The organism is Vibrio sp. 10N.261.51.A3 (assembly GCF_041471965.1).
Lineage (GTDB): Bacteria > Pseudomonadota > Gammaproteobacteria > Enterobacterales > Vibrionaceae > Vibrio > Vibrio crassostreae_C.
Map to the genome: position 1 here is coordinate 1 of NZ_JBFRPK010000076.1, position 23,321 is coordinate 23,321.

Below are 23,321 nucleotides of genomic sequence, written 5' to 3' on the forward strand. Positions count from 1 at the left end.
AAAACGGTAGTTTGTGTATGATTTTTGTTTGGCGACTAAACCATATCACTTACTACCGTTTTTGTTTTTAGTTCCCGCTAATCCGCGATGAACCTCTTTTATTGAGTGGGTGCTGGATTCGAAATCTAGCTCACGAAACCTTAGAGATTGAGTCTACTCAGTGATCTCTTGCAGCACTTCTCCGATTGACCCGCTTGGTTGGGTGATACCCAGTTTGTTCGAAAGCGTTGGCGCAATGTCATATGGCGTCACTGGTCGCGATACCTTCTTAGCTTCAACGTCGTAGCCTGCAAAGATCACAGGCACATGAGTGTCGTATTTCCACGGAGAACCATGTGTAGAGGCAATTTGGAGGCCTTCCATGTCGTTAATGTAGCTGCGCGGTGCAAATACTACGTACACGTCGCCAGAACGAGCAGGGTGGTAGTTGTTTTTAATTAGCTGCATCACATGCGTATCCGGTACTCGGTTAGCCGCAATGTCACTACTTGATACAGCAAACGCAACACCTTTCACTTTTGCAATTTCATCCGCAATAGCTTCTTGGACCTTAGCCAGATCAAGCTTCTTCTCAGCGATCAGATCATGATTCAGATAGATGTAAGGTTGTGCGTACAAGCGAATCGCGTCTTTGGTTAAACCAAATTCATCCTTCAATCGTTTCTCAACACCACTCGAGAGTAGTGTGTCTTTATTGAAGTATTGAGCTTGATTGAAACCAAGCGCATTTGCCGCAGGTGAAGATTCAGGTACACCGTGGTCGGCAGACAGCACAATCAATGTGTTTTCTAGCCCGACTTGGTTATCCACGGTTTTGAAAAGCTTAGCGAGAGTCTTATCAAGTCGGATAAGGTTGTCTTCTGTTTCTAGGCTTTCAGGGCCGTAAAGGTGCACCACGTAGTCATTTGATGAGAAACTCACTGACAGATAATCGGTCACGTCGCCTTGGCCAAGCTTCTCTTGCATCAACAAGGTGCTAGCGAAGTTTTCCGTGATTTCGTCACCAGCAGGGCTGACGGTTAGCGTTGTGCTGTAGTACTTGTAACTTGCCGGGCCATAAGGATGAGGGAAGGTGCGTTGGAAGTCACCGAGTTTCACTTTGTGTTCGGTATCGTGTTCTTGCAACGTGTATTTATCACGCGGTAATGAGAGCTCCCATTTCTGTTTGGAATACTGAGCAGCAATCGCTTTCTCGTTCCAGCGTGATACCCAATCTGGATACTCGTCATAGTAATAGTTACTGGTGACAAACTCCGATTGTGCTTTGGAGAACCAGAAGGCTTTACCACTGTGTCCTGCCAATGAGATTGCGCCGCGGTCTTTCACTGATACACCGAATACTTTTGATTTGCCACTATTGGAAATCGTCAGTTCGTCACCAAACGTGGTGGAGAGTATTGGCTCTGGAGAGCGGCCATCGCCTTGTGCTGTCTTCTGCGTTGGGTCGATCTCTGTTGCTTTATCGACACCTGCACCAGAGGTCAGCATTTGGTAGTTACCGTCTTCTACGTTATACACCAAACGTTCTTCGCTACGGTCATACCAAACGTTACCTACCATGCCGTGTACGCTCGGTGGAGCACCTGTTGCAAGCGACACATGGCCCACGATCGTTTCCGTGTTGCCATGTTGGTAGTTTGCGTTGGTGTAGTAGGTACCATCATCCATTAAGTACCGGAAACCGCCTTCACCGAAGTTGTGCTTATATCGTTCGATTAGATCTGCGCGCAGGCCATCTACCGTGATTTGAAGGACTAGATTTGGCTTTTCCTCAGCTGAAGCTGGGAGAGCGCAGAGTAACGCGAGGGTTAGTCCTGAAAGCTTGGTGTATTGCATAGAGTTTCCTTATTCACTGTTGCCGCTGAGTTCTAATGTTTGGTCAGGTTTCCAACGTTTGGCCAGATTTGTAACGTGTGTGCAGTGCGAATCGTATTTTTAGTATTGTTGGTGACGATTAGTGAACCATAACCTTCGGCATCTTTAGTTAGTTCGCTTCGTTAGCTAGTTCACATCCTTAACTAAACGCAGCCCCATATCTGACATAGTGATCGATTGGCTTGCGAAGTCACGACGGTAACTTTCAGATTCATTTTCGTCATAAGCAAAGCTGCCACCGCGAACCGATTTGTGTGATAAACCGACGTCGCTGTGTTTTGCGTTGTTAGGGTTGTCTGTTGGACCGAATCGGTAGAAGGTGTCATCGAAGGCATCGATAACAAACTCGCCCACGTTTCCTGTCATGTCATATAAGCCTAGTTCATTTGGTTTCTTTAGCCCGACTGGATGTGCGCTATTTTTAGAATTTGCTGAGTACCACGCAACATCATCTAAGTTATTGGAACCACTGTAAGTATAGCCTTTACTTTTATTGCCACCTTTGGCTGCAAATTCCCATTCAGCTTCAGTAGGCAGACGGTATTCTTCACCCGTTAATTCATTCAACTGCTCAACAAAATAGTTTGCTTGCTGCCAACTAAGGTTATTGACCGGAACTTGTGGGTTTTGGAAATAACTGAGAGATGAACCCATCACCGATTCGAACAATTCTTGAGTCACCTCGAACTTCGCAATATAGAAACTATCTACAGTTACATTACGTGCAGGACGCTCTGCTTTGGTCGCTTCTGGACCGTTCGACCCCATGGTGAATGTGCCGCCTTCAACCAACACCATCTCTTGGTCAATTTGTTGGGCGATGGGGTGTGTAGGCACGCTTACACAGCCACTCAGAAGGATAGTCATGGTGACGCTGCTAATTGTTGCTAACTGTTTGTAATTAAGAAATTTCATCACGTGCCTCAGATGTTCGAAATAGGGTCTAATTCTAACGTTTAAGGTCATTCCTATTGGTTATAAAGGGTATAACATGTCACCTGATCGAATAGGAATTATGATGGGTCCAGAATACTAAAATAGGTAGGTAAATCATGCATATTACTCAAGGTCCACAATATAACGGTAAAGCGTCTAAGCGCTTGCATGTCATGGCTAAGCCGATTGGCGCAGCATGCAACATTGACTGTAAATATTGTTACTACCTAAGTAAGCAAGATTTGTTGGAGTACAAGAAAGGCAGTTCTCCAAGAATGGATGATGAGACGTTAGAAACCTACATCCGACAATACATCGAAGGTCAAAACACGCCAGAAATTATCTTCTCATGGCAGGGCGGTGAACCGACAATGCTAGGTTTGGCGTATTTTGAACGCGTGGTTGAGCTACAGAAAAAGTACCAACCTGAAGGTGTATTGATTTCAAACGATTTACAAACCAATGGTACCTTGCTGAATGATGATTGGGCGGAGTTTCTTGTGAAGAACAACTTCCTGATCGGTTTGAGTATTGATGGTCCCGAAATGCTGCACAATGCCTATCGTGTTAACAGAGCTGGCCGTGGCACATTCAAACAAGTGATGGCGGCTGTGGAGCTGCTGCACAAACACCAAGTGAAGTTCGCAACGCTTACTTGTGTGAATAACCTCACCAGTCAAAATGCACTTGAGGTCTATCGCTTCCTACGTGATGTTGTGAAGTCACCGCAAATGCAGTTTATTCCTATCGTTGAACAGAAAACGTTCCGAACGGTTGCACCACAAACATCCCAAGTAAGCGAGCAGCTCAAACAAGGCGACAAACGCCTGATCCCCGGCCATAAAGATTCGATCATGGAATCGTGGTGTGTGTCGGATTTGGCTTGGGGTAATTTCCTTATTTCTGTATTTGACGAGTGGGCTAAGAACGACATCGGTAAGGTGTTTGTTCAGTATTTTGAAGCAAGTTTAGAAACGTGGATTGGGCGTCCGAACCCATTGTGTACCTTGAACGAGATATGCGGAAAGGGTTTGGCAATGGAGCCAAATGGCGATGTTTTCTCATGCGACCACTATGTTTACCCTGAGTACAAAATTGGCAATATTCATCACGAGAAACTTGATGATTTGGCGTACAGCGCACCACAGCAAAAGTTTGGTTTTGCTAAATCCCGCACACTGACCAGTCAATGTCAGCAGTGTGATTACAAGTTCACTTGTCATGGTGAGTGCCCTAAGAACCGCTTTATCAAAACTCGTGCAGGCGAACCGGGCTTGAACTACTTATGTGCAGGTTGGCATAAGTTCTTTTCTCATGTCGATAAGTCGATGGCGTACATCGCTCGCGCGATGGGGCATCCGGTTGCTCATGGTAAATTCAGCGACTCAGTATTGATGGCGCATCGAGCAAAACAGGCGCAACAAGCTACGTTCGAGACCAAGTTTTAACTCGTTCTTTGGATCAACAGGTCCAAGATAAATTTAATCAGATACGAGTCTAAGGACAGGCTAAGTTCTCCAGTTTAAGGTAATACTATGATGAAGAAGAGTTTAGCGACGGCTGTTGCTTTATTGATTTCAACGTCCGCATTAATTTCAACGTCTGCGATGGCTGCGAATAGCGTTCAACAAACGGTTGACGCGCCAGCACAAAATATCAATCAAGTGCTTGAAATGACGGACACTCAAACCCGCATTCAACAGTTGTCTTACATGGCACAAGATCAGAATCAATCTGTTGAAAATCGTACTGGTGCACTGCAAGAGCTTGCTTCATATCCAAGCCAAAATGCGCTGGTGGCGGTGGCAAGAGGCTTAAAAGATCAAAACCCTGAAGTTCGTGAAGCGGCGGTTATCGGTTCTGAACCTTACCAACTTGAACATCGCTGGGCGTTAGTTTCACCCTTGCTAAAAGACAGCGATACCATGGTTCGCCATACGGCAACGTCAAACCTAGTCCGTGACTTCAATGCATTGGATGACGAGCAGAAAGCACAAATTGAACCACCAGTCATAGAGCTTATTAGCTTCTTGGAAACGCAAGAATCTGAAAAGTACCAATTACTGTTTGCTGATGTGCTTCGTTGGCACAATGATTGGGATAAGGCGGAAACGGTTTATCTAGAGCTGATCAATACGCATCCAAAAGAAGCGCAAGTTTGGTTGAGCTACGCAGATAATTTTCGAGCTCAGAACAAAGATAAGCAAGCAGTCAAAGTATTAGATCGTGGTTTGGAGAGCGTGCCAAACAACGCCGCTCTGCATTATTCGAAATCGTTGACTCTGGTTCGCCTTGAAGACAAAACTGCGGCAGCCAAAGAGATTGAAGTGGCTGCGAAGCTAGCGAAAGATAACAGCTACTACTGGTACCTAAATGGGGTATTACAAGAAGAGTTGGATATCGACAAGTCGACTAAATCGTTCGAGAAAGCATATTTGATCTCTGGTTCTCCAGAGCAGCTATACGCGGTATGCGATATCTATGTGCGCTACGGAAATGAAAAGACCGATGATTGCTTAGGTGAGCTAGGTAAAGTAGCTCCTGACTATGTTATTGATCAGTTGAAAGATAAACGAGTAGCGCCAAGCTCATAATATCCTAATGAGTAATTAGCGAAGCCTATAATGAAAAGCCAGTCGACACGTTCGACTGGCTTTTTCGCATCCATGAACTGCTTAGACGAGGTTCAAGCAACTAAAGACAAAATAAGGGCAAGCCTGTTACTTGCCCATTTCGTTTTATTATTCACCCATAGAGCTTGATGCACGGCGTCTGTCGGTCGCGCCATAGATCTTGCCATCTTTGACTTCAATGGCATTCAAGCCACTGACGACTGGAATGACATGCACCGGATAACCGAGCTGCATGAACTCTGGTACTAACATTTCGGCGTAGGTTTTCTTTTCGACGAGCAAACCCGTTGGGTCGTAAGGTTTGGTGCGATCAATCTTGGTCTTTGTCTTTTTGGTAAAACAGCGCAAAAGTACCGCCGCCAATCCCAGTCATATCCGGTTCAACCGCCGACATTGTCATCTGCATCGCCACCATTGCATCGACTGCATTACCTCCTTGCTTGAGTACCGAATACCCAGTGCTGCTTACATATGGATTCGTTGCACTTACCATAAACTCTTCGCCAGTTTCGTCTGGCGTAATTGGAAAAGGATTTGGGTTAGCCGCGAAACCGACCGCTGAAACCAAACTTAAAGATAAAGTCGCTATTCGCATGCGTTCTCCGTTTAAGGTATCTGTTTATTCGCTCTTAGGTTGACCAAATTAAGGTAGTGAAGTTCTTTAGTTTGCAGCCTTCTTACACAATATTGACGGCTCTGACATTAATCGCCAAACAAACTAAATGTTTTTCTATTAAAGGATAGTTAAGACCAATGTTATGGCTTGTTAAGCATGACAATTCAAAGACATTAAAAAGCCCAAGGTTATTTGATTACCTTGGGCTTTTATTTAATGGTGATTGTCTAATTTTGGGTTAGAAGACGAAACTCAACATGATGGTATAAAGGACGGCATCTTTGTCATCAAAACCAGTAAGTGCGTTGAAATTCTCAACAAAGGCACCGTTTGCTTTACGAGCCTCAAAATATTGCACTTCGCCATTGATGGAGACGTTAGGTAACACATCGTAATCCACACCAATTAGGTAGCTGTTTCCTGTTAGGTGTTCGTGAGAATCAAACTCTGCTCCGTAAACGACGTATGGAGTGAATAAATCTAGTCTGTAGCCCAAACTAGCGTACATCGAGGACGAGATGTCACTGATCTGTCCTTCACTTGTCAAAACAAATTGACCCAGTTCGTATTCTGCTCCTAATGACCAAAGTTGAATGTGTTGGTTGTCTTGTTTGCTACTGAATGGAGCTGTTATCGAAGTCCCAGGGATTGTAATCGTGCCAGAAACGGTTTGATCAAAATTGGAGTCGAGGAATGACAAGTTCCAACGATAGTTTTCACCGCTCAATTGAAGATTGGCACCGAACATTCGGTTGGTTTCAAATTCCAGTTTTGTAGTCGAGTTGAAATCTACGTCATTTTTATCTTTTATGCCGATAAACGGAGTAAGTAAAAGAGTAGCTTCGTCACTGACATCGTGAGTCCAGCTCACTTTTATGCCATTGAAAGCTGTGATTCCGAGAACGCTGTTATACACCTCTGTAGGTGGCCTCGCGGTCATATAGGCTTGGCCTACATAGTAGTACTCAGAGGCAAGGAATAATGGTAGTCGTAATCGACCAATGCTGACATCAAAGTCATTAAATTCATAACCTAAGTAAGCCCACTCTAGCTGCGGCTCACTCCAATCATATTGGGGTGGCTTGACAACTTGCACGGAAGCTTTGAATGAGTTGTAGAAGTAATCGAGTTGAACACCAAATGTGGTATCACAGTCGTAACAGCTCTCATCAGTAAAACCGCGGTTGATGATTAATGGATTATCGTTATCCGATGTTGCCCAAGACGTTGAGCCAAAGCCACTCAAGGATAAATTATCGGTAAGTTCGATATTCGCAAAAGCCGGAGAGGCCATTGAGGCACATAACACTGACGTAATTATTCTTTTCATATTATTTCTCCGAACTTATAACGTAGAGAACGTTGGCATTTTGAGGAACCGAAGAGAGTGGGGAGTAACCAATACGGTTTGGTTTGTCATCAAGCCAGTCGACTAAGCTGTCGGTTGACGCCGTTTTGATTTCTCTTGGATAACGCGCTTTTCCTGAAAAAGATAAACCAGCCCAGTGTGCATTCATTTGAGCGGCATTTTTTCCAAGCAAAAGCTGATAAAAGTCCTCTCTTTCGGCACTGTTCTCAGGCCAATCAGACAGTTCAACACGTTTGCCATTGAGGTGCTTAGTTTTCCCTCTATAGAGCTTTCGCGCTTTGTTTATTGATATCTCTTCAAATCCGGAGTCTAAAGAAAATATGGCATAATCTTCAGCGGCGTGAGCAGGGCTTAGAAAAAGCAAGCTTCCTAATAGCCCTACCGCGACTGGCAACATGACTCTGCGGGGAAGTGTTTTTATTGTTCTAATCCAATCCATGAGGTATCTCCTAACAAGTCGCACTTTCTATTTGATGGAATAGCTTTTCTTTTCTTACGGGCTTCGCTACGTATCCATCCATTCCGGAATCAAAGCACTTTTGAATATCATCATCGATAACACTGGCGGTTAACGCGATAATAGGAGTTTTGCTTAAGCCTTGGTTTTTCTCGTGTTCTCGAATCTCCTTAGTTGCCGTGAAACCGTCCATAACAGGCATCATGCAATCCATCAAAATAATGTCGAAGCTACTGTCGTTCTGGTACATATCAACGGCAATTTGTCCGTTGTCTGCAATTTCAAAGGCATATCCGGCCTTCTTCAGCATGATAGAAGCTACTTTTTGATTGACGCGGTTGTCTTCGACTAGCAAGATTCTCTCTGATTTGCTCGGAATTGCGTTTTGTTCCGCTTCTTCAGGCAAAGTACGTTTGGTCGCAGCCCCGTTGATAATTGGAGTGACAGTTGCAGGTTGTTTCTTAGGTTGAGCTTTATAGGAAGCTGGTAGTGGCATAGCTTCTACCGCGGTGAGTACTTTCTCTTTAAGCATTTCGAACTTGAATGGTTTTGGTACATAGTCATCCATACCAACGTCGAAACACCTCTGAATATCGTCATCGATGACACTGGCGGTCAATGCAATGATAGGGATGCGTCGCGTCGCTTCTGTTTCTTTTTCAATTCTTCGGATGTTGCTTGTTGCATCAAAGCCATCCATAACCGGCATCATGCAGTCCATGAGTATCGCCGCGTAATGAGGATTAGCGGTGAACATGTCCACAGCTTCTTGACCATTATTAGCGAACTCGAATTCAAAACCACTTTTACCGACATGAAGACCAGCAATTTTTTGGTTGATCTTGTTGTCTTCAACGATGAGGATTTTGTGTTGGATCTCGACTGATGTCTGGCTTGCTTCTGATAGTTCCGCCAAACCTCGTGTATCACAAAGCTCAATAGCTTTAATTAAACGCAAGCCGAGTAGGGGCTGTGCGACTTGTGCAGTAACGCTGTCACCAAGATCCGCTGGCTCACTTAAGAAGGAACGTATCAAACAGATAGTGATGCCGTTTTGGTGCAGCTTTTCTAAGTTATCTGCGTGGGTATTAGCTAGGAATGCGTCATCTTCGGCGAAAACAACAGTAATAGGTTTAGTGTGTTTTTGAGTGGAGAGCTGCTCTGTAATTGCCGTTATATCATTCGTTTTATCGGTAACCTTCAAACCATAAAGGTTAAGGTCGGACTCGATTCGCTCGGAGAGCATGTTTTCGTTACCCAGCACATAAATATCAGCCGTTGCTGTACTTGGTTTTGGCAGTATCAAGTCAACGGGTAATTCTAAGTCGAAGTAGAAACAGCTGCCTTCCCCCTTGACTGAATCGAGCTGAATCTGCCCGCCCATCAGTTCGACCAACTGTGTACTGATGGCGAGGCCAAGACCAGTACCGCCAAATTGACGTGTAGTTGAGTCATCTTCTTGAGCAAAGGGCTCGAATATTTGCTTCTGTTGTTGTTTATCGATACCAATACCTGTGTCGCGAACGGCAAATCGAATGGTGACATTATCATCAGATTGTTCGAGTGTTTTGATCGACAGTGTTACGCCACCTTCAGCCGTAAACTTCACTGCATTCGACATAAAGTTCATTAGGATCTGTCTTAAGCGGTGATCGTCGATCATCACGCGAGCTGGTGTATCTGGGCTGATATCAACGTTAATCGATATTCTTTGTTCTTTCGCTTTTGGTGCCACAATAGAGGCGATGTCGTATATCGACTCTCTAATCGATGCAGAATGCGGGCTGATTAATAGCATGCCAGACTCAATTTTAGAGAAGTCTAAGATATCGTTGATTAAGCTAAGGAGCAGTTGGGATGAAGTTTCGATCGTATCAACATAGTCACGTTGTGTCGGTGTAAGCCGCGTATCTGCGAGGATTTCCGAAATACCAATAACACCATTGAGCGGGGTACGAATTTCATGAGACATGTTGGCCAAGAAGCTACTTTTTGCTTTGCTGGCTTGTATTGCGTTGTCTTTCGCGTGTTCGGCATCCTCTTTGGCTCTCTCTGCGTCCTCTTTTGCTACCGTCAATCTCTCTTTCGCGAGCTCTCGTTCGATGGTCAATCGTTCAACTTGCTGAGCAAACAGACTGAGTTCATCTTTACCTTGGATTAATTTATCTAAAGAAGGGCGCGTGTCATCATTTTCGCTTTTTAAGAAAGCTAACACCAAATTAAGGTTGTTAGTGACTTGTCTCGCCAAGCTAAGAGTTAAACCCATAACAATCGCTGCCAGCAAAGCGACGATTGAAATAAACAGGGTTCGTTGTATTTGCGCGTCATAGATGGCTTGCTCAACTTCTTGTTGAAACTCTTGCTTGATTACGCCGCCAAGGCTTTGTAATAAGTTGAGCCGTGCGCTCATCGCTTCTAAGCCGACAGACACTTCTTGTGGCGTCAGTTGGCTGATTGTATTTAGGTCGAGTAGCGCGCTTCTTATCTCTTGGCTTTGAGCAAACACATCATTTCGAAACACTTCAACCATCAAAGAAACTTGATGTTCGTTGGCGTTCAATGAAACAAAGCGCTCTAAGAACAATTGCTGTCTTTCACTCAAGGTTTTGATCTGTTCGGCGAGTTCTGGGTCGTACTCTTGGCTGATTTGGAAGATCTCAATCAGTGAACTACCAAGCTTGAACTCTTCGTTCGACCAAAACATCAACCACTCAAGTTGTTGAAGGGCAGTGAGGTGCTGTTGAATTTCACGTTTAGTGTTTTCAAAAGGGACTTTCTCTACTTCAAGTAACAGTTGCTTGTATAAATCGCTCTGCCATTCGAGGGCATCCAATTTATCGTAAGTGTCAGTCACTTGCATCGTCGATAAGGTCGCTTCGCTGAAATCGGCAACAAGTTGATTCATTTCACCAGATGCGTCTAAAAAAATGATGGGAGACAGGTTTTTAAGTTCTGCCTTTACTTGGTTGCTTTGAGTAGCAAACTCTTCAGGGCTAGAGGCTAAGGTACTTCTATACAAAATAGAAATATCTTGAAGATAGACAGATAACTGATTGGTTCGTTCAAAATCGGTTAACTGAGTCGTTAATATATAAGCCTGTCTACCTGCTAGGAAGAGTAATAATGAAATGGGAAGTAGAACTAAGCCAAAGAGTTTATGTTTGACTGAAAGGTTATTCCAAACCGTAATCGCCATATAAGGATCCATCCAACTGTCGTTATATAAAAACAGTAGAATAAAAATGCCGATATGGAAACTTTGAAACGGTAAATTTTACGTAAGTGTGGGAGAGGTATAAGTTCTTGTGATTCCAGAGCTTATTTTGAAATGCGTTCTTTTATTAGTAATTTATAGCGTTTGGCAGTTTGTTTAATTTTATGCTTATTGATGAATCACTTTAAAAGCTTACTAATGAGGACGATTGTTATCGAGGCTTAATTCGAAAAGAAGTTGCTCTAATACGGTTTTTGCAGAGGGTTCTAATGTCCAAATACCGAGCATTCTGTTAAGTGCGGCGCGATACACTCTGTTTTTTAGTAGGAAGGCGAGTGTGCTCGTATCATTGCTGAATACGTGCATTTGTACGATGGTGAGCTCTGCTTTGTTCTCAATGTCTATTTTCTGAAGATTGAAAGCGGGTAGGAAGGCAGACTCATACCAAACCTCAACGATCTCTCGAAGCTCCATCTCTTCTTCAGGTACATCGCACTCCTGAAGTTGGTGGTTTTCAGGAATTGCGGATAAGTAAGCTACATCAAGCTTGTCTGCAACGAATGTGTACATATTCTTCCTTGTTACCTGTGGTATTGGGGCGAATCATCCCTCCCGCTTATGAATTTGTCAATTATATCCATTTCCCTAAATAGCGAATTGTGATTAAGCGTTGAGGTTTTAGCTTAAGCTGTTTAAGTATTTGTCTGTTAAGCCAAAATATTTCAAATTTCCATCCGGCTCTAACACTAAACTCATGTTTGATGTTGCGATCAAACCAGGGTCGTTAGTCGAAAAAATCACGGTCTTATTCAACAATTTATCGGAGAACAGGCGATTAAAGTATTGAGCGTTTTCTTGCTCTGCACCGTTGAACGGTTCATCAATGATAATCAGAGATTGCTCACAGTTACCTAGGCCAAGTACCAGACGCAGTTTTTGTTGAATTCCATTCGGAAGACTTTTGCATTTATCCACGCTTAACTGAGTAGCCAAGCCTTCCGGAAGCCATTCATCTAATTCGAAGAAGCTGATCATCTCTTGCATCTTGTCTGTTGGAATCAGTCCGTTGTGTAAAATGAAGTTGGTCTCAAGTGAGCCTTCAAAAATATGCAAATTGAAAGGGATGTAGTTAATCGACGTGCGATAACGGTAGCTATTGAACTGTTTAATGTTGTAACCATCGACAGATACAGCGCCTTGATAGCGGTCTTCTAACCCAGCAATGATTGAAATTAAGGTGGTTTTACCGCAGCCCGTAGGGCCACAAATGACCACTTTGGCACTGGGTGGGATTTTGAACCCCAAGTTAGTTAAGCCGGTTGCTGCTCCCGCGTATCGGTGACTGACACCGCTGCCCACGATGCTGCCTTGGAACAGGCGAATAGGCGGGCTTTTCTCTAAGGTTAATTTGTCGTCATTCATCGACATTAAATTGTTGATCTGTGCGGACGAAGCTTTGATCGACTGGAACTTGGAAATTGAGTTATAGATACCCATGATTGGGCCTAACGCTTTCCAAACCAGAATAACGGTCGCGAGCATGGCACCCGCATCAGAAGTACCTTCCATCACGCCAATAACTGCAGTCACGATACTTGCTGTGCCAATCACTTGGATCAAACTACCGCCAGCGGCCTGAATCTTACTGTTCGTTACGGCAACGTTCTCTGCATCGCTGGTGCTTTGCATATGCGATGCGCTGAATCGAGATTGAACGACACGAAGTAAAGGCAGGCCTTGGATAGTCTTGATACCACGAAGAATTTCATTCCATTGATACGAAACCATCGCATTGGCACGCGAACTTTTGGATGTGGCTTGCGAGTAGATATAGCGCGAGTAAATACAGAACACTAACATCAGTATTAAGCCGCCCATCACCACCAATGCCGCTGTACCAGACATCAGAGCAATGGCGATGATAAATACAATCACAAACGGCATATCAAAATAGCTAAGCGTTGATTCTGCGGTCACCAAGCGTCGGAAGGTATCGATATCTTTCAAACGCGCTAACTGAGAAGAGACCCCAGCTGTAGATGTCATCGCATAAGGTAGCCACAGCAGCTTAGATATAACGGCTTGCGAGATGTGCACGGCGAGATCTTTACCGGACGTGGCAATGATATTTACCCGCATCTTTTTAAAGAAATACTCCGAGAAGCCAACAATAATGGCGAATAAGGTTAACCAATAGAGTGTGGCTTCGGAGCTCGAAGTCAGTGCGAAGTTATATACACTCATAATAAAGAATGGCTGCAATGCACCGAGAATACTGATGACGAAGCTCAGAATGATCAGGCTTTTAAGTTCATTGTTATAACGATAGAAAGCGTATTTAATCCAATTACTTCTGTCTTGCGATTCCGGAGGTGGTTCGCGGAACAGACGAGAATATTCGCTAATCGCAATCAGCAAGCAGGGCTTTTTACACATTGGGTATTCAATGGTGTTGTTGTTCGTGTAATCAAACAGCAGCAACTTTCCATCTTTGGTGCCTAAGAAAATCGCACTTAGATTCTCTATTTCAATAAAGCATGGGTGTGGGTGCTTATCGATATTCTCGAGTGTCTTTAGTTTAGTAACATCACAGCGATATCCAAGGCGCTCTATGGTTGCTGTAAAGCTGTCGCCATCTTTGGGTTTTGGAATAAAAGCATCGCTGAGTATTGCGGGTGTGCCTTCCCATTCGAGTGCTATCAGGGTGTAGGCCAAACCACGAATAAGTGGCGATTGACTGTAACGTTCGTCGTATCCACTAGATTCAAAATCCAAGACACGTTGCGGCACATTATTGAAGTCAACTAGGATACTCATTGGTCACCTCCGGTAAGTTTTACGCGTTTGAGGCGGTGATTAAGTTTGTCCATTTTATTGCTGGCGATGATCAATATTTTGTCATTGGCGCGATAAGCCGTACTGGTGAGAACGACTCTCGCAAATTCCTCATCAAAGACACAATCGATGTCATCGAATATCAATACACGCTTACTGGCGAGCAGGGCACGAACTAATAATAAGGCGTAGCCAACTTGGCGAGAGAATGGGTTACGCATATGGCCTTTGAGTTCTGTATAAAACCCGGCAGGAAGCCCATCAATTTGCGCTTTGATGTTCATGGTTTCACACAGTGCAAACGCCGTGTTATTCAAGCTTGGTCGGAAACAGGTCAGGTTATCGATAATCGTCCCTTCTACGAACGAACTGGTCTTATCAACCATCAGAACACTGTTACGCCAAACGTTGTAATTGACGTCATCCAAAGGCGTGTCGTTAATCATGATATCGAGTTTGCTATCACTGTTCTGACGCGTAATACAGTTAGCGAGGTGGGTCTTACCTGAACCACTTTTCCCTGTCAGCAAATAGGCTTGTCCGAGTTCGAACTCGATACGCTGCTTTTCAGAATACTTAACCGAAATACGTTCAACTTCTGTTGTTTCATGTTGGTGTTCAACAGAGGCGGCCAATTCAAGGAGGTCAGCGATACGTTGGATATGGAGTTTGTTTAACTCCCAGCGGCTCGCGGTTCTCATTACCTGTTGATATGGCGCAAAGTAACGGTTGGTTAGCATGATGATCGCGGCCATGATGCCTTGACTCGATTCCATATTGATTACGGCAGTCGCCAAGACCACAACAACGCAAGCAATGGATAGCTGTTGGATGAGCGCCAAAATCAAGCCAAAGTTCGACTCGATTTGCTCATATTTGATGTTCTCCACTTCACGCTCTTCGACCATTTGTGTCATCAGGCTTTCAACGCGGTACTCCATGTTTCGCGCTTTAATATCAAGCGGGCTAGAGATGATCTCAATGATTTTGGAGGTAGTTAACCCTTCGATGTCTGACTTATTCTGCAAGCTACCAATTTTCTGTTTGGAAAGGCTCCAAGCGAAAATCGCTAAGACGGCCGAGGCAATTAGAAGGGTAATACCAGCCCATATGTTGATGAGACCGATGATAAGTATAGTAATCACGCTAACAGCAAGGTTGATAAGCGCTCGAACCGATTCTCCACCAAAGAAGGTCTTAAGTTCAGGAATCGTTGAGATTCGTTCTAGGTATTCGCCTGGCTCCAAACGACGGAATTTAGAGATTTCTGCCAAACAGATGGATTGGAATACCTTGTTGGTTAGGTTGGTTTCAAACTGCCTCATGATGACGGAAGATATCTTCTCTTCCTGACTTTTTAAGTGGTAGTCGAGGAAGATGGAAATCAAAATAATCGCGAACAATAAGAACAGCGTATCTTGTGCTTGGTTGGGTAACACTCGGTCAAAAATGATCAGAATAGAGAAGGGCAGTACCAAACCAAACAGGGTCGATATTATCGTTGAGAAAGTCAGATAACACTTATCTGCCATGTTGATCTTTTGCGAAAATTGCTCAGTTTGCATTACGGCCTCCTTTCCTCAATGAATCCGTTGAGATAAGATGTTTCGGCACCAAATCTTGATTGTCGCGACCTTCAATATCGCTCATTAATTGCATCACGTTTTCGATAGATTGAATCGAGAGTATGCCTTTAATTTGCTCAAGCTTGATGGTCTCGATGATGTAGTCGTATCGTGCGCTTTCGTAGTCTCTTAACGCGCTGAACAGTTTACTTTCCGCCGCCAGCAAGTCGGTGATGGTACGCGTGCCTAATTGGTAGGCCCTTTGGATCCCTTTATAAGACGCGTAGTTGGCGCGAATGATGTTTTCGTAACTGCTTATAGATTGCGAGAAATCGTTAATGTTGAGCACGGAGGTATTCACGCTGTTACGTGTGGTGTAAAGCGCATCTTGGTAAAGCAGTTCAGTACGCTCGATGGCCGTTGATGATTTCTGATAACCATAGTAATCAGAACCACCGGACAAGATAGGCACGGCGAGGTTTAAGCCAACACTGGTTGAGTTACTTTCGCCTGTCGCTGTTGGATCTAATCTGTCGAAATTATTGGCATCATCGTGTCGATAGCTGGCTGAAAGCGACACGGTCGGTAAGAAATTCGTACCGCTCTCTTTTAAGCTTCTGCGGCTTCTCTCTACGGTCTTCTTTGCTACCAATAAATCGTTATTGAGCTTTAACGCCTGATCCATGATCGAGCGTTGCTCTGTTTCGTTTATCTCTTTTAAAGGCACGCTTTCGTATATGTCTTGCGACGGAGTAATAGGGTATTGAATTTGAATAGAGAGCCCGTTGATAATGACACGTCGATCTTTTTGCAAGGTTCTCAATCGGTTCGACACGCCTTCTTTCTGAGCGATCACTTCGTAAAGCTCACTGGCTGCGGTGTTACCAAGCTCTACATTACGTCGCATTTGATGTTCGCGCGTTTCGGACGATTTAAGCTCAACCTTGGTCGCTTTGATTTGGGCGTTGTTTTTCAAATACTCAAAGTATTGAGAACCGATTTCCGAAATGGTGCTTTGGATTTTGTTCTCGTGTTTAATCTCTTCGATATTGAAGTCGAGTTTTGCTGTCCCATATTTGAAAATGTCACTAAGATTGAATATGGATTGCGAAAGAGAAAGGCTGTAACTGTTTGAGTTATAGCTAGAGGTTTTATCGGGAACGCTCGATAGCAAGGTTTCATTCTCGTTCCATGTGGTATCGGCAGCACCATTGAGTGAAGGCAGAAACTTAGATCGGCTGATCCCAATGTTGTATTCGTTCTCTTCCACACCTTTATCACTGGCGCGAAGGGATAGGTTGTTTTGCAGGCCGAGTTCTACCGCCTCAAGCAGGGTAGTCGCCGATGCCGAAGGTGTCGTGCTTAAAGCAAGCGCAGCCATAATGCTGCTAGTTAAGTTTTTGTACCGCCACATACTTGTTGATCACCTTGATTATTTGGTCACTTTTATAAGGTTTGCTGATCACGTAATCCATTCCGGCTTCGATACAAGCCTGGTGTTCGTTACTGCTGGTCAATGCGGTTGCACCTATGATGGTACAAGGGTTCTTCTCGTTTTCTTGTTCAAACTGGCGAATACGTTTTGTGGCTTCAATGCCGCCCATACCCGGCATGATGCAGTCCATGAAAATGATGTCTGAACGTTTATTCATGAAGTGTTTCACTGCGTCAGCGCCATCGCCAACCATGTCTGGTTCATATTCTTGTTTGGTAAGAATCCGTTTAAGTAAAATCTGCTGAACTCGGTCATCCTCTACGATAAGGAATGAGCTGTTTTCCATCTGCTCTTCCGATGCTTCTGCTTCCATAATGGTGAGTAAGTTAGGAATAAACTCATAGGGGATGGCTGGTGAGTTGATGATCTTGTCGACGAAGCTATGACATTCTTGTGCTTGCTGAGTATTGGTTACTGACAACAGTAACTTGGTGTTTGGGTGGTTCTTAAGCTGAGATTTCACCGTCTTACTCAACGACGGCAGTTTGTTGGGTTCAAAGGTATCGGTCAACATTATCGCATCGTAATCACCGAACGTTTTCGCCGCAGAGAAAAGCTCATTTGCAGTGCGAATCTCGGTGATATCAAGCCCCAAGTTACTGAGCATTTTCTTCATCACATCGATACGAACTTGAGTATTTGCACACAAGAGTAAACGCTTGCCATCAAAGCGAGTTTTCTCTGTGTGGAAGTTCTTAGCCTTAAGATCCAGTTCAATCTGGAAACGTTCCTGAGCCCCTGATTGGAACCAGTGACTCTCGTAATATCCGTAATCCTTCAGAACGCTTTTCGCTAAGTCATCTGTGTTCGCAGTATGATCTTTGTGTGCGCTCCAATGGAGTTTATTGAGCTTGGCAACAGAGACATCCAGCGTTGATAAGAAATTGAGGTTGATGGTGACACGGGTGTTTTCCATGTCAGAAGCCGCACCCGATTCAATCGTCACAAACAGCTTCTTATTTGATTTGAGTTGAATAGCGTTAGAAAGTTGAAGGAACAGTATCCAGAATAAGCTGGTGGATTGGCCTGCAACACGATTCGGTAAGTTGTCAGAGATAAAACAGTCAAGTTGGCTTTCATTACGTTGTACTTTGGCACTGATATGAATCATTAATTCAGATAACACGCTCAGTAAAGAGAACTCTTTCGACTTGCTTTCCGTACCCTGTGATATCAAGCGATTATAGTTTTCTGCTAACTCAGATAGTGTGCTACACGCAGAGGTAATATCGTTCGCCATCAACACGCCGTTTTCATCGGTTTCTTGAACCAGATATTGGACACCACCGTTGATGGTGTTTGTAATTCCGCGAATCTCATAACCGATCAGCGCATACAACTGTTTGTAGAGATCGTTATTGCGCTTTTGGTCTTCTAATTTACTGAAAATAAGTTTGAGATGAGAGTAAATCTGACGCTGCTTGGGGTTGATGCTAACTTCATTAAGAAGCTCTTCAAGACGTTGTAAATCTAGCTGCTTCAGCTCTTGATACAGGGCATCGAATTCATAGTCGATTTCGCGTTCGTTAGAACTGGATTTCTTTAGCTTCAACATAGCAACTGAGTTGGATAGAATCGTAATCACAGCCAATATCACGACCACCATAAACAACCAGATAAAGAACTCGTTTTTTTCTGACATTAAGTCATTTGCATGGTTGTTAAACATGGTGCGATAGTTGTCGTCCATCTGCAGATAGTTATTGGTCAATGAAAGGTACAAGCCTAATACGTCGTTACGTGTTTTTGCGCTATCGGAGAAACGATTAATCGCCAATTCCAGTTGTGTGTATTCAGTTGCCCCAACCAAGCTGAACTCGGTTTTGTTCAACGAGGCTAAAGAGCGAAATTCATTAATTTCAAGCTTCAAGTTAACCAGGTTGAATTCGTTAGTGCCGCAAGTGTTGGTACTTAAACACTGTTGCAGAGTTTGAATATCTTGTTCTATGGTCTGATTAAGCTTCTGGGCTTGTATGAGCAGTGGGGCGCTTTGCACTTGTGCGACTGAATCTATTTTTGACCAAGAAAAGTATAAATAGAAAGCGAGCGCAGCCAATACCACGCTAAATAGTATGCTTAGACGTAGGGCGGGTATGGAAATATTGTACGAAGGTTTACCGCTCATTGATTATCTCTCATCGAAAGCATCCTCGATGGCTGACATCACCGGTTTCGCAGCGTATTCGATCACGCGACGCGAGCCTGTTTTCACATCAGCGGTAAACTCCATGTAAGGTGATAACTTGTATTGAGTGCCTCCTCGTTCAAGAAAGTTTCGGTCAATTTCAATCTCAGCTAAATAGAATTCAGCGTCTTCTTCTTCGTATGATGAACGGCTGATTGAGGCGATGGTTCCCTCAACAAACCCGTATTTTGCAAAGTTATAGGTATCCATTTTTACTTTCACTGCCTGACCAATTTCGACAAATCCCATGTCTTTACGTGGGATCTTCGCTTCACCGTGTAACGAATTATTTATTGGGGCAATATCGGCGATACTTTCTCCTGGCGGAATCACAGCAGAACGGAAATTGAAGTGAAGTTTATCGACCACACCATCGACTGGCGAGTAGACGACTAGGCGATCAACCTTGTCGGAATGCTGCGGTTGTAAGATTCGCTTTAGCTTGAGGTCTTTGTTCGCTTGAATGATTTGTGCTTGGTACTCAGAGTTTCGATTCTCAACCAAGTCACGGTGTTGCTTTTCCAGTTTGTCGAGTTGGAAACGCTCATTCATCACAGATTCGTCAAGGTTCTCAATCTCACGCACCATATTCGACTCTTGTACTTTCATGTTAAGAACGTCGACATAAGACGCCATCTCTTCTTTATAGAGGGTGTTTTTGATGTTGAGCTGCTTACGTATCAGAGAGAGTTGATTCTCTGAACTTTTGCGACGCTTTAACATTGAACTGATCAACGAGTTCTTGTGCTTAATATCGTGTGTAATGAGTTCTTCATTTGAACGGTTTTTAGAGAATTCTTGTCTCCAGGTATTCATGTTGACCTGAACTTGCTCAGGGTATTTCTCAATGAAAGCGTCGAAGTTAGGCTCTATCATGTCGCGTAAGCTTTCATAACGAATCTTATCGAGCTCTATCTGAATAATTTCAGTATTGACGGTATCAAGTTGAGTGTTACGGTCAAGTGAGCGTATTCGAGCGATAGGTTGGCCCTCATAAACGACTTCCCCTTTTCTGACTAACAATTCTTCTAATATCCCGCCTTCTAAATGCTGAACTTTCTCAACATCCGATTCCAATAGCAGTTCGCCACGTACAGAAACAACAATATCGATACGTGCTTGTGACGCCACCGCAATAGCGACCAAAGCGAGCAAGAATATAATGAGCAACGTTTTGTGAACGCTGGTCATGGCACTAGCAAGCACAATAGTGTCATCAGCTGTGACCTTAGAAGCCTCGTTATTGGAAACGAGTGCTTTTCTGAGGTGATGTTCTATTTGGTTATTGCTCATGACTGACCTCGGTTACTTGCCATCTATTACTTCCTTAATATCCAACAAGTGGTTGATTTGTCGATTGACGTTGTGCAATTCAGTTTTTACATCCTCTATTAGATCTTCCGGCGCAGGAAACTCGTGTCTACTCAAGTATTCCAATTTGGCCATTTTTGGCGGAAGGTCTTGGTCGCAAAGCAACGTTAAGATGGTCTTCAATCGTTTTGAGTAACTATTGAGTTCATCAAAATGATTACCGTTATGAAGCGCTTCTATATTTAGGGCTGCGTCAGAAAAGTCATTGTAAAAGTCGCCTAATAGCAATTGCAGCCCTTTGTGGTTGTTGTCGACCGAGCGCAACAAATTCGTCATGTCTATCATCGCTCCACTGCCTTAATTGCTTTAATCACAATAACTAAGGATCTTTAAAGGCAGTTTTCAAATTTTTTTTGATTCTTTCTCTTTAAAAAGAAATTATGAAAAATGTTGTATAAAAAATTGGTTTTTCAAAATGATGTCCTTTAATGCCTCTATAAATACGATCAGTTAGCTAGTAGCAACGGAGGCTGTAATGGCAGGCGAAAATAACCAAAATAACCAAAATGAAGATCTAAATGACGCGGTAGAACAAACGGACACGAACGACGCGGGTACGCCCTCCCAACAGCAGAATCAACAAAATCAACAAAACACGATTGCGTCGACAATAGCGACGGGTGCTGAAAATGCGGATGCGGCAGACGAAGTTAACCAGGCTTTAGACGAAAATCCGAGTGGTGCAGGTAATGCTGAAGATGCCTCTGCTTCTGGTGCGGCTGTGCAAGAAGAGACGCCAGAAAGTGATGGAGATTCAGACGCTGCACAATCCAATGTAGTTGGTGGAGCCGCTTCTGAAGCTGGCTCGGATAACGCTGCTGGCAGTGGTGGCGGTGCTGGAGCGGGCGCACAAGCTGTAGGTGGTGATATCGCAGAGGCTGCGACAGGTGGTGTAGACGCTGAAGGTAATGAAGAACAAGGCCAAGCTGCGCGTACTTCAGCAGCGCCGAGTGCGACATCTTCAGAGTCGGGTGACCAACAAGTTGGTGATGAGCTAGATTCACAAACAGTAGAAGAGACGTTTGCAGTTGATGTTCAAGCTTCTGACGAAGAGACCATTAGCGAAGTAGAGGATGACTTTGATTCTGAAACGGTAAGCGAAACGTTTAAAATCAAAGTGGAAAGTGAAAATGATGCGCCAGAAGCTGAACAAGATCTGGCTTACATCATGGATGAAGATGGCTCCATAACATTCACTCAAGAACAATTACTCGAATACGCAAGTGATGTAGATGGGGACGAGCTTGTTGCTTCTAACGTTCAAGTTGGTGATGATGCAACAGTTCAAGACAATGGTGATGGTACTTTCACCGTTGTTCCTTCAGCTGATTTTAATGGTGAACTTGACCTTACTTTCGACATCAGTGACGGCCAAGAAACGATTAGCAGCGCAATTGATTTAACGGTACGCCCGATTAATGACGCGCCTGTTCCTGAAGATAAAACGTTTGAAATCGAGGAAGACGGAACTCTTGTATTCACCGACGCTGACCTCCTTTCTGGTGCGACAGACATTGAAGGTGACAACCTAACGGTTGAAGGTGTGACCTACGATGGTGGCGACGGTATCCTGACCGACAACGGCAACGGGACTTACACCTTTGCGCCAAACGAAAACTTCAATGGCGACGTAAACTTCGGCTTCGATGTGTCAGATGGCACCGATACGGTCTCTGCCAACATCGATGTGAGTGTTACAGCGGTTGATGATGCGCCAGTGTCTGGTGACTTAGCGTACTCAATCGATGAAGACGGTTCTATCCGTTTAAGCCAAGAGCAATTGCTATCGCAAGCGTCAGATGTTGAAGGCGATGACCTGACAGCTAGCGACCTTACGGTTGGTGGAGATGCAACGGTTGTAGCTAATGATGACGGCAGCTTCACGATTACGCCAGATGAGAACTTCAATGGCGACATCGATATCAGCTTCGATATCTCAGATGGCACCAATACCGTTCAAGCTTCAGCAGACCTGACGGTTAACCCAGTAAATGATTTACCTGTTCCACAAGACCAACAATTCAGTGTTGAAGAAGACGGCACGTTAATCTTTACTGATGCCGACCTGTTAACAGGCGCTACCGACATTGAAGGTGATAACCTAACGGTTGAAGGTGTGACCTACGATGGTGGCGACGGTATCCTTACTGACAATGGCAACGGTACGTACACCTTTGCGCCAAATGAAAACTTCAATGGCGACGTAAACTTCGGTTTTGATGTGTCTGACGGCACCGATACGGTGTCAGCAAACATCGACGTAAGCGTAACAGCGGTTGATGATGCGCCTGTGTCTGGTGACTTAGCTTATTCAATCGATGAAGACGGTTCTATCCGTCTAAGCCAAGAGCAGCTGCTTTCTCAAGCCTCTGACGTGGAAGGCGATGACCTGACTGCTAGCGGCCTAACGGTTGGCGGTGATGCAACCGTTACTCAAAACGATGATGGCAGTTTCACGATTACGCCAGATGAGAACTTCAATGGTGACATCGATATCAGTTTCGATATCTCTGATGGCACCAATACGGTTCAAGCATCAGCTGACCTAACGGTTAACCCAGTTAACGACCTGCCAGTCCCTCAAGATCAACAGTTCAGCGTTGAAGAAGACGGCACACTCATCTTCACTGATGCAGACCTGTTAACAGGCGCAACGGACATTGAAGGCGACAACCTAACTGTTGAAGGTGTGACCTACGATGGCGGTGACGGTATCCTTACTGATAACGGTAATGGTACTTACACCTTTGCGCCAAACGAGAACTTCAAT

The 23,321-nt window shown here is 44.2% G+C and carries 15 protein-coding genes and 2 pseudogenes; 3 read left to right on the plus strand and 14 right to left on the minus strand.

Annotated features, from left to right (window positions below):
• Nucleotides 1-153 precede the first annotated feature (153 nt).
• Both AB4371_RS17735 and AB4371_RS17740 read right to left on the minus strand, forming a co-directional pair.
• Nucleotides 154-1,836, minus strand: a complete 1,683-nt coding sequence (locus AB4371_RS17735; protein WP_017069461.1) for an alkaline phosphatase family protein — start codon at nucleotides 1,834-1,836, stop codon at nucleotides 154-156.
• 165 nt (nucleotides 1,837-2,001) lie between these two features.
• Nucleotides 2,002-2,790 (minus strand): formylglycine-generating enzyme family protein, encoded by a 789-nt coding sequence (locus tag AB4371_RS17740; protein ID WP_372150413.1) that lies wholly within the window; start codon nucleotides 2,788-2,790, stop codon nucleotides 2,002-2,004.
• A 137-nt stretch (nucleotides 2,791-2,927) separates the two neighbouring features.
• Here AB4371_RS17740 and AB4371_RS17745 point away from each other — a divergent pair, with 137 nt between their 5' ends.
• Together AB4371_RS17745 and AB4371_RS17750 are read left to right on the plus strand one after the other, a co-directional pair.
• A complete protein-coding gene (locus tag AB4371_RS17745) occupies nucleotides 2,928-4,259 on the plus strand; it encodes an anaerobic sulfatase maturase (RefSeq protein ID WP_372150414.1) in 1,332 nt (443 codons plus the stop codon).
• 87 nt (nucleotides 4,260-4,346) lie between these two features.
• Nucleotides 4,347-5,405: a hypothetical protein gene (locus tag AB4371_RS17750; protein ID WP_372150415.1), complete on the plus strand. Its 1,059-nt coding sequence runs from the start codon at nucleotides 4,347-4,349 to the stop codon at nucleotides 5,403-5,405.
• A 147-nt stretch (nucleotides 5,406-5,552) separates the two neighbouring features.
• On the opposite strand, the pseudogene AB4371_RS17755 reads toward AB4371_RS17750, so the two are convergent.
• From AB4371_RS17755 to AB4371_RS17810, 12 genes and pseudogenes are all read right to left on the minus strand, one after another.
• Nucleotides 5,553-5,765 (minus strand): annotated as a pseudogene (locus AB4371_RS17755) (gamma-glutamyltransferase); the annotation flags it as partial.
• Nucleotides 5,761-6,039 (minus strand): annotated as a pseudogene (locus AB4371_RS17760) (gamma-glutamyltransferase); the annotation flags it as partial. The pseudogenes AB4371_RS17755 and AB4371_RS17760, both read right to left, overlap by 5 nt.
• 259 nt (nucleotides 6,040-6,298) lie before the next feature.
• A complete protein-coding gene (locus tag AB4371_RS17765; RefSeq protein ID WP_102321120.1) occupies nucleotides 6,299-7,390 on the minus strand; it encodes a porin in 1,092 nt (363 codons plus the stop codon).
• 1 nt (nucleotide 7,391) lies between these two features.
• A complete protein-coding gene (locus AB4371_RS17770) occupies nucleotides 7,392-7,868 on the minus strand; it encodes a hypothetical protein (protein WP_017060466.1) in 477 nt (158 codons plus the stop codon).
• A gap of 10 nt (nucleotides 7,869-7,878) precedes the next feature.
• Complete coding sequence (locus AB4371_RS17775; RefSeq protein WP_372150416.1) at nucleotides 7,879-11,082, minus strand: response regulator; 3,204 nt, start codon at nucleotides 11,080-11,082, stop codon at nucleotides 7,879-7,881.
• A 213-nt stretch (nucleotides 11,083-11,295) separates the two neighbouring features.
• Nucleotides 11,296-11,670: a hypothetical protein gene (locus tag AB4371_RS17780; RefSeq protein ID WP_017060464.1), complete on the minus strand. Its 375-nt coding sequence runs from the start codon at nucleotides 11,668-11,670 to the stop codon at nucleotides 11,296-11,298.
• Between the two features lie 108 nt (nucleotides 11,671-11,778).
• Nucleotides 11,779-13,917: an ATP-binding cassette domain-containing protein gene (locus AB4371_RS17785; RefSeq protein WP_102393126.1), complete on the minus strand. Its 2,139-nt coding sequence runs from the start codon at nucleotides 13,915-13,917 to the stop codon at nucleotides 11,779-11,781.
• Nucleotides 13,914-15,500 carry an ABC transporter transmembrane domain-containing protein gene (locus AB4371_RS17790; RefSeq protein ID WP_052879653.1) on the minus strand — a complete coding sequence of 529 codons (1,587 nt, stop codon included), beginning with the start codon at nucleotides 15,498-15,500 and terminating at the stop codon, nucleotides 13,914-13,916. Before AB4371_RS17790 ends, AB4371_RS17785 begins: the two co-directional genes overlap by 4 nt.
• Nucleotides 15,490-16,914 (minus strand): TolC family protein, encoded by a 1,425-nt coding sequence (locus AB4371_RS17795; RefSeq protein WP_102393128.1) that lies wholly within the window; start codon nucleotides 16,912-16,914, stop codon nucleotides 15,490-15,492. The genes AB4371_RS17790 and AB4371_RS17795 overlap by 11 nt, the downstream gene beginning before the upstream one ends.
• Nucleotides 16,889-19,120 (minus strand): response regulator, encoded by a 2,232-nt coding sequence (locus AB4371_RS17800; RefSeq protein WP_102393129.1) that lies wholly within the window; start codon nucleotides 19,118-19,120, stop codon nucleotides 16,889-16,891. The genes AB4371_RS17795 and AB4371_RS17800 overlap by 26 nt, the downstream gene beginning before the upstream one ends.
• 3 nt (nucleotides 19,121-19,123) lie before the next feature.
• Nucleotides 19,124-20,473: an HlyD family type I secretion periplasmic adaptor subunit gene (locus tag AB4371_RS17805; RefSeq protein ID WP_017060459.1), complete on the minus strand. Its 1,350-nt coding sequence runs from the start codon at nucleotides 20,471-20,473 to the stop codon at nucleotides 19,124-19,126.
• 12 nt (nucleotides 20,474-20,485) lie between these two features.
• A complete protein-coding gene (locus AB4371_RS17810; protein ID WP_102393130.1) occupies nucleotides 20,486-20,836 on the minus strand; it encodes a hypothetical protein in 351 nt (116 codons plus the stop codon).
• Nucleotides 20,837-21,026: 190 nt separating this feature from the next.
• On the opposite strand from AB4371_RS17810, the gene AB4371_RS17815 reads away from it, so the two are divergent.
• A partial coding sequence (locus AB4371_RS17815) for a tandem-95 repeat protein (protein ID WP_372150417.1) occupies nucleotides 21,027-23,321 on the plus strand: 2,295 nt, incomplete at its 3' end.

Coding starts and splice junctions, on each gene's coding strand:
- AB4371_RS17780 (WP_017060464.1), bottom strand. CDS start 11,670: ATGTACACATTCGTTGCAGACAAGCTTGATGTAGCTTACTTATCCGCA.
- AB4371_RS17765 (WP_102321120.1), bottom strand. CDS start 7,390: ATGAAAAGAATAATTACGTCAGTGTTATGTGCCTCAATGGCCTCTCCG.
- AB4371_RS17770 (WP_017060466.1), bottom strand. CDS start 7,868: ATGGATTGGATTAGAACAATAAAAACACTTCCCCGCAGAGTCATGTTG.
- AB4371_RS17810 (WP_102393130.1), bottom strand. CDS start 20,836: ATGATAGACATGACGAATTTGTTGCGCTCGGTCGACAACAACCACAAA.
- AB4371_RS17775 (WP_372150416.1), bottom strand. CDS start 11,082: ATGGCGATTACGGTTTGGAATAACCTTTCAGTCAAACATAAACTCTTT.
- AB4371_RS17750 (WP_372150415.1), top strand. CDS start 4,347: ATGATGAAGAAGAGTTTAGCGACGGCTGTTGCTTTATTGATTTCAACG.
- AB4371_RS17745 (WP_372150414.1), top strand. CDS start 2,928: ATGCATATTACTCAAGGTCCACAATATAACGGTAAAGCGTCTAAGCGC.
- AB4371_RS17735 (WP_017069461.1), bottom strand. CDS start 1,836: ATGCAATACACCAAGCTTTCAGGACTAACCCTCGCGTTACTCTGCGCT.
- AB4371_RS17785 (WP_102393126.1), bottom strand. CDS start 13,917: ATGAGTATCCTAGTTGACTTCAATAATGTGCCGCAACGTGTCTTGGAT.
- AB4371_RS17795 (WP_102393128.1), bottom strand. CDS start 16,914: ATGTGGCGGTACAAAAACTTAACTAGCAGCATTATGGCTGCGCTTGCT.
- AB4371_RS17805 (WP_017060459.1), bottom strand. CDS start 20,473: ATGAGCAATAACCAAATAGAACATCACCTCAGAAAAGCACTCGTTTCC.
- AB4371_RS17800 (WP_102393129.1), bottom strand. CDS start 19,120: ATGAGCGGTAAACCTTCGTACAATATTTCCATACCCGCCCTACGTCTA.
- AB4371_RS17790 (WP_052879653.1), bottom strand. CDS start 15,500: ATGCAAACTGAGCAATTTTCGCAAAAGATCAACATGGCAGATAAGTGT.
- AB4371_RS17740 (WP_372150413.1), bottom strand. CDS start 2,790: ATGAAATTTCTTAATTACAAACAGTTAGCAACAATTAGCAGCGTCACC.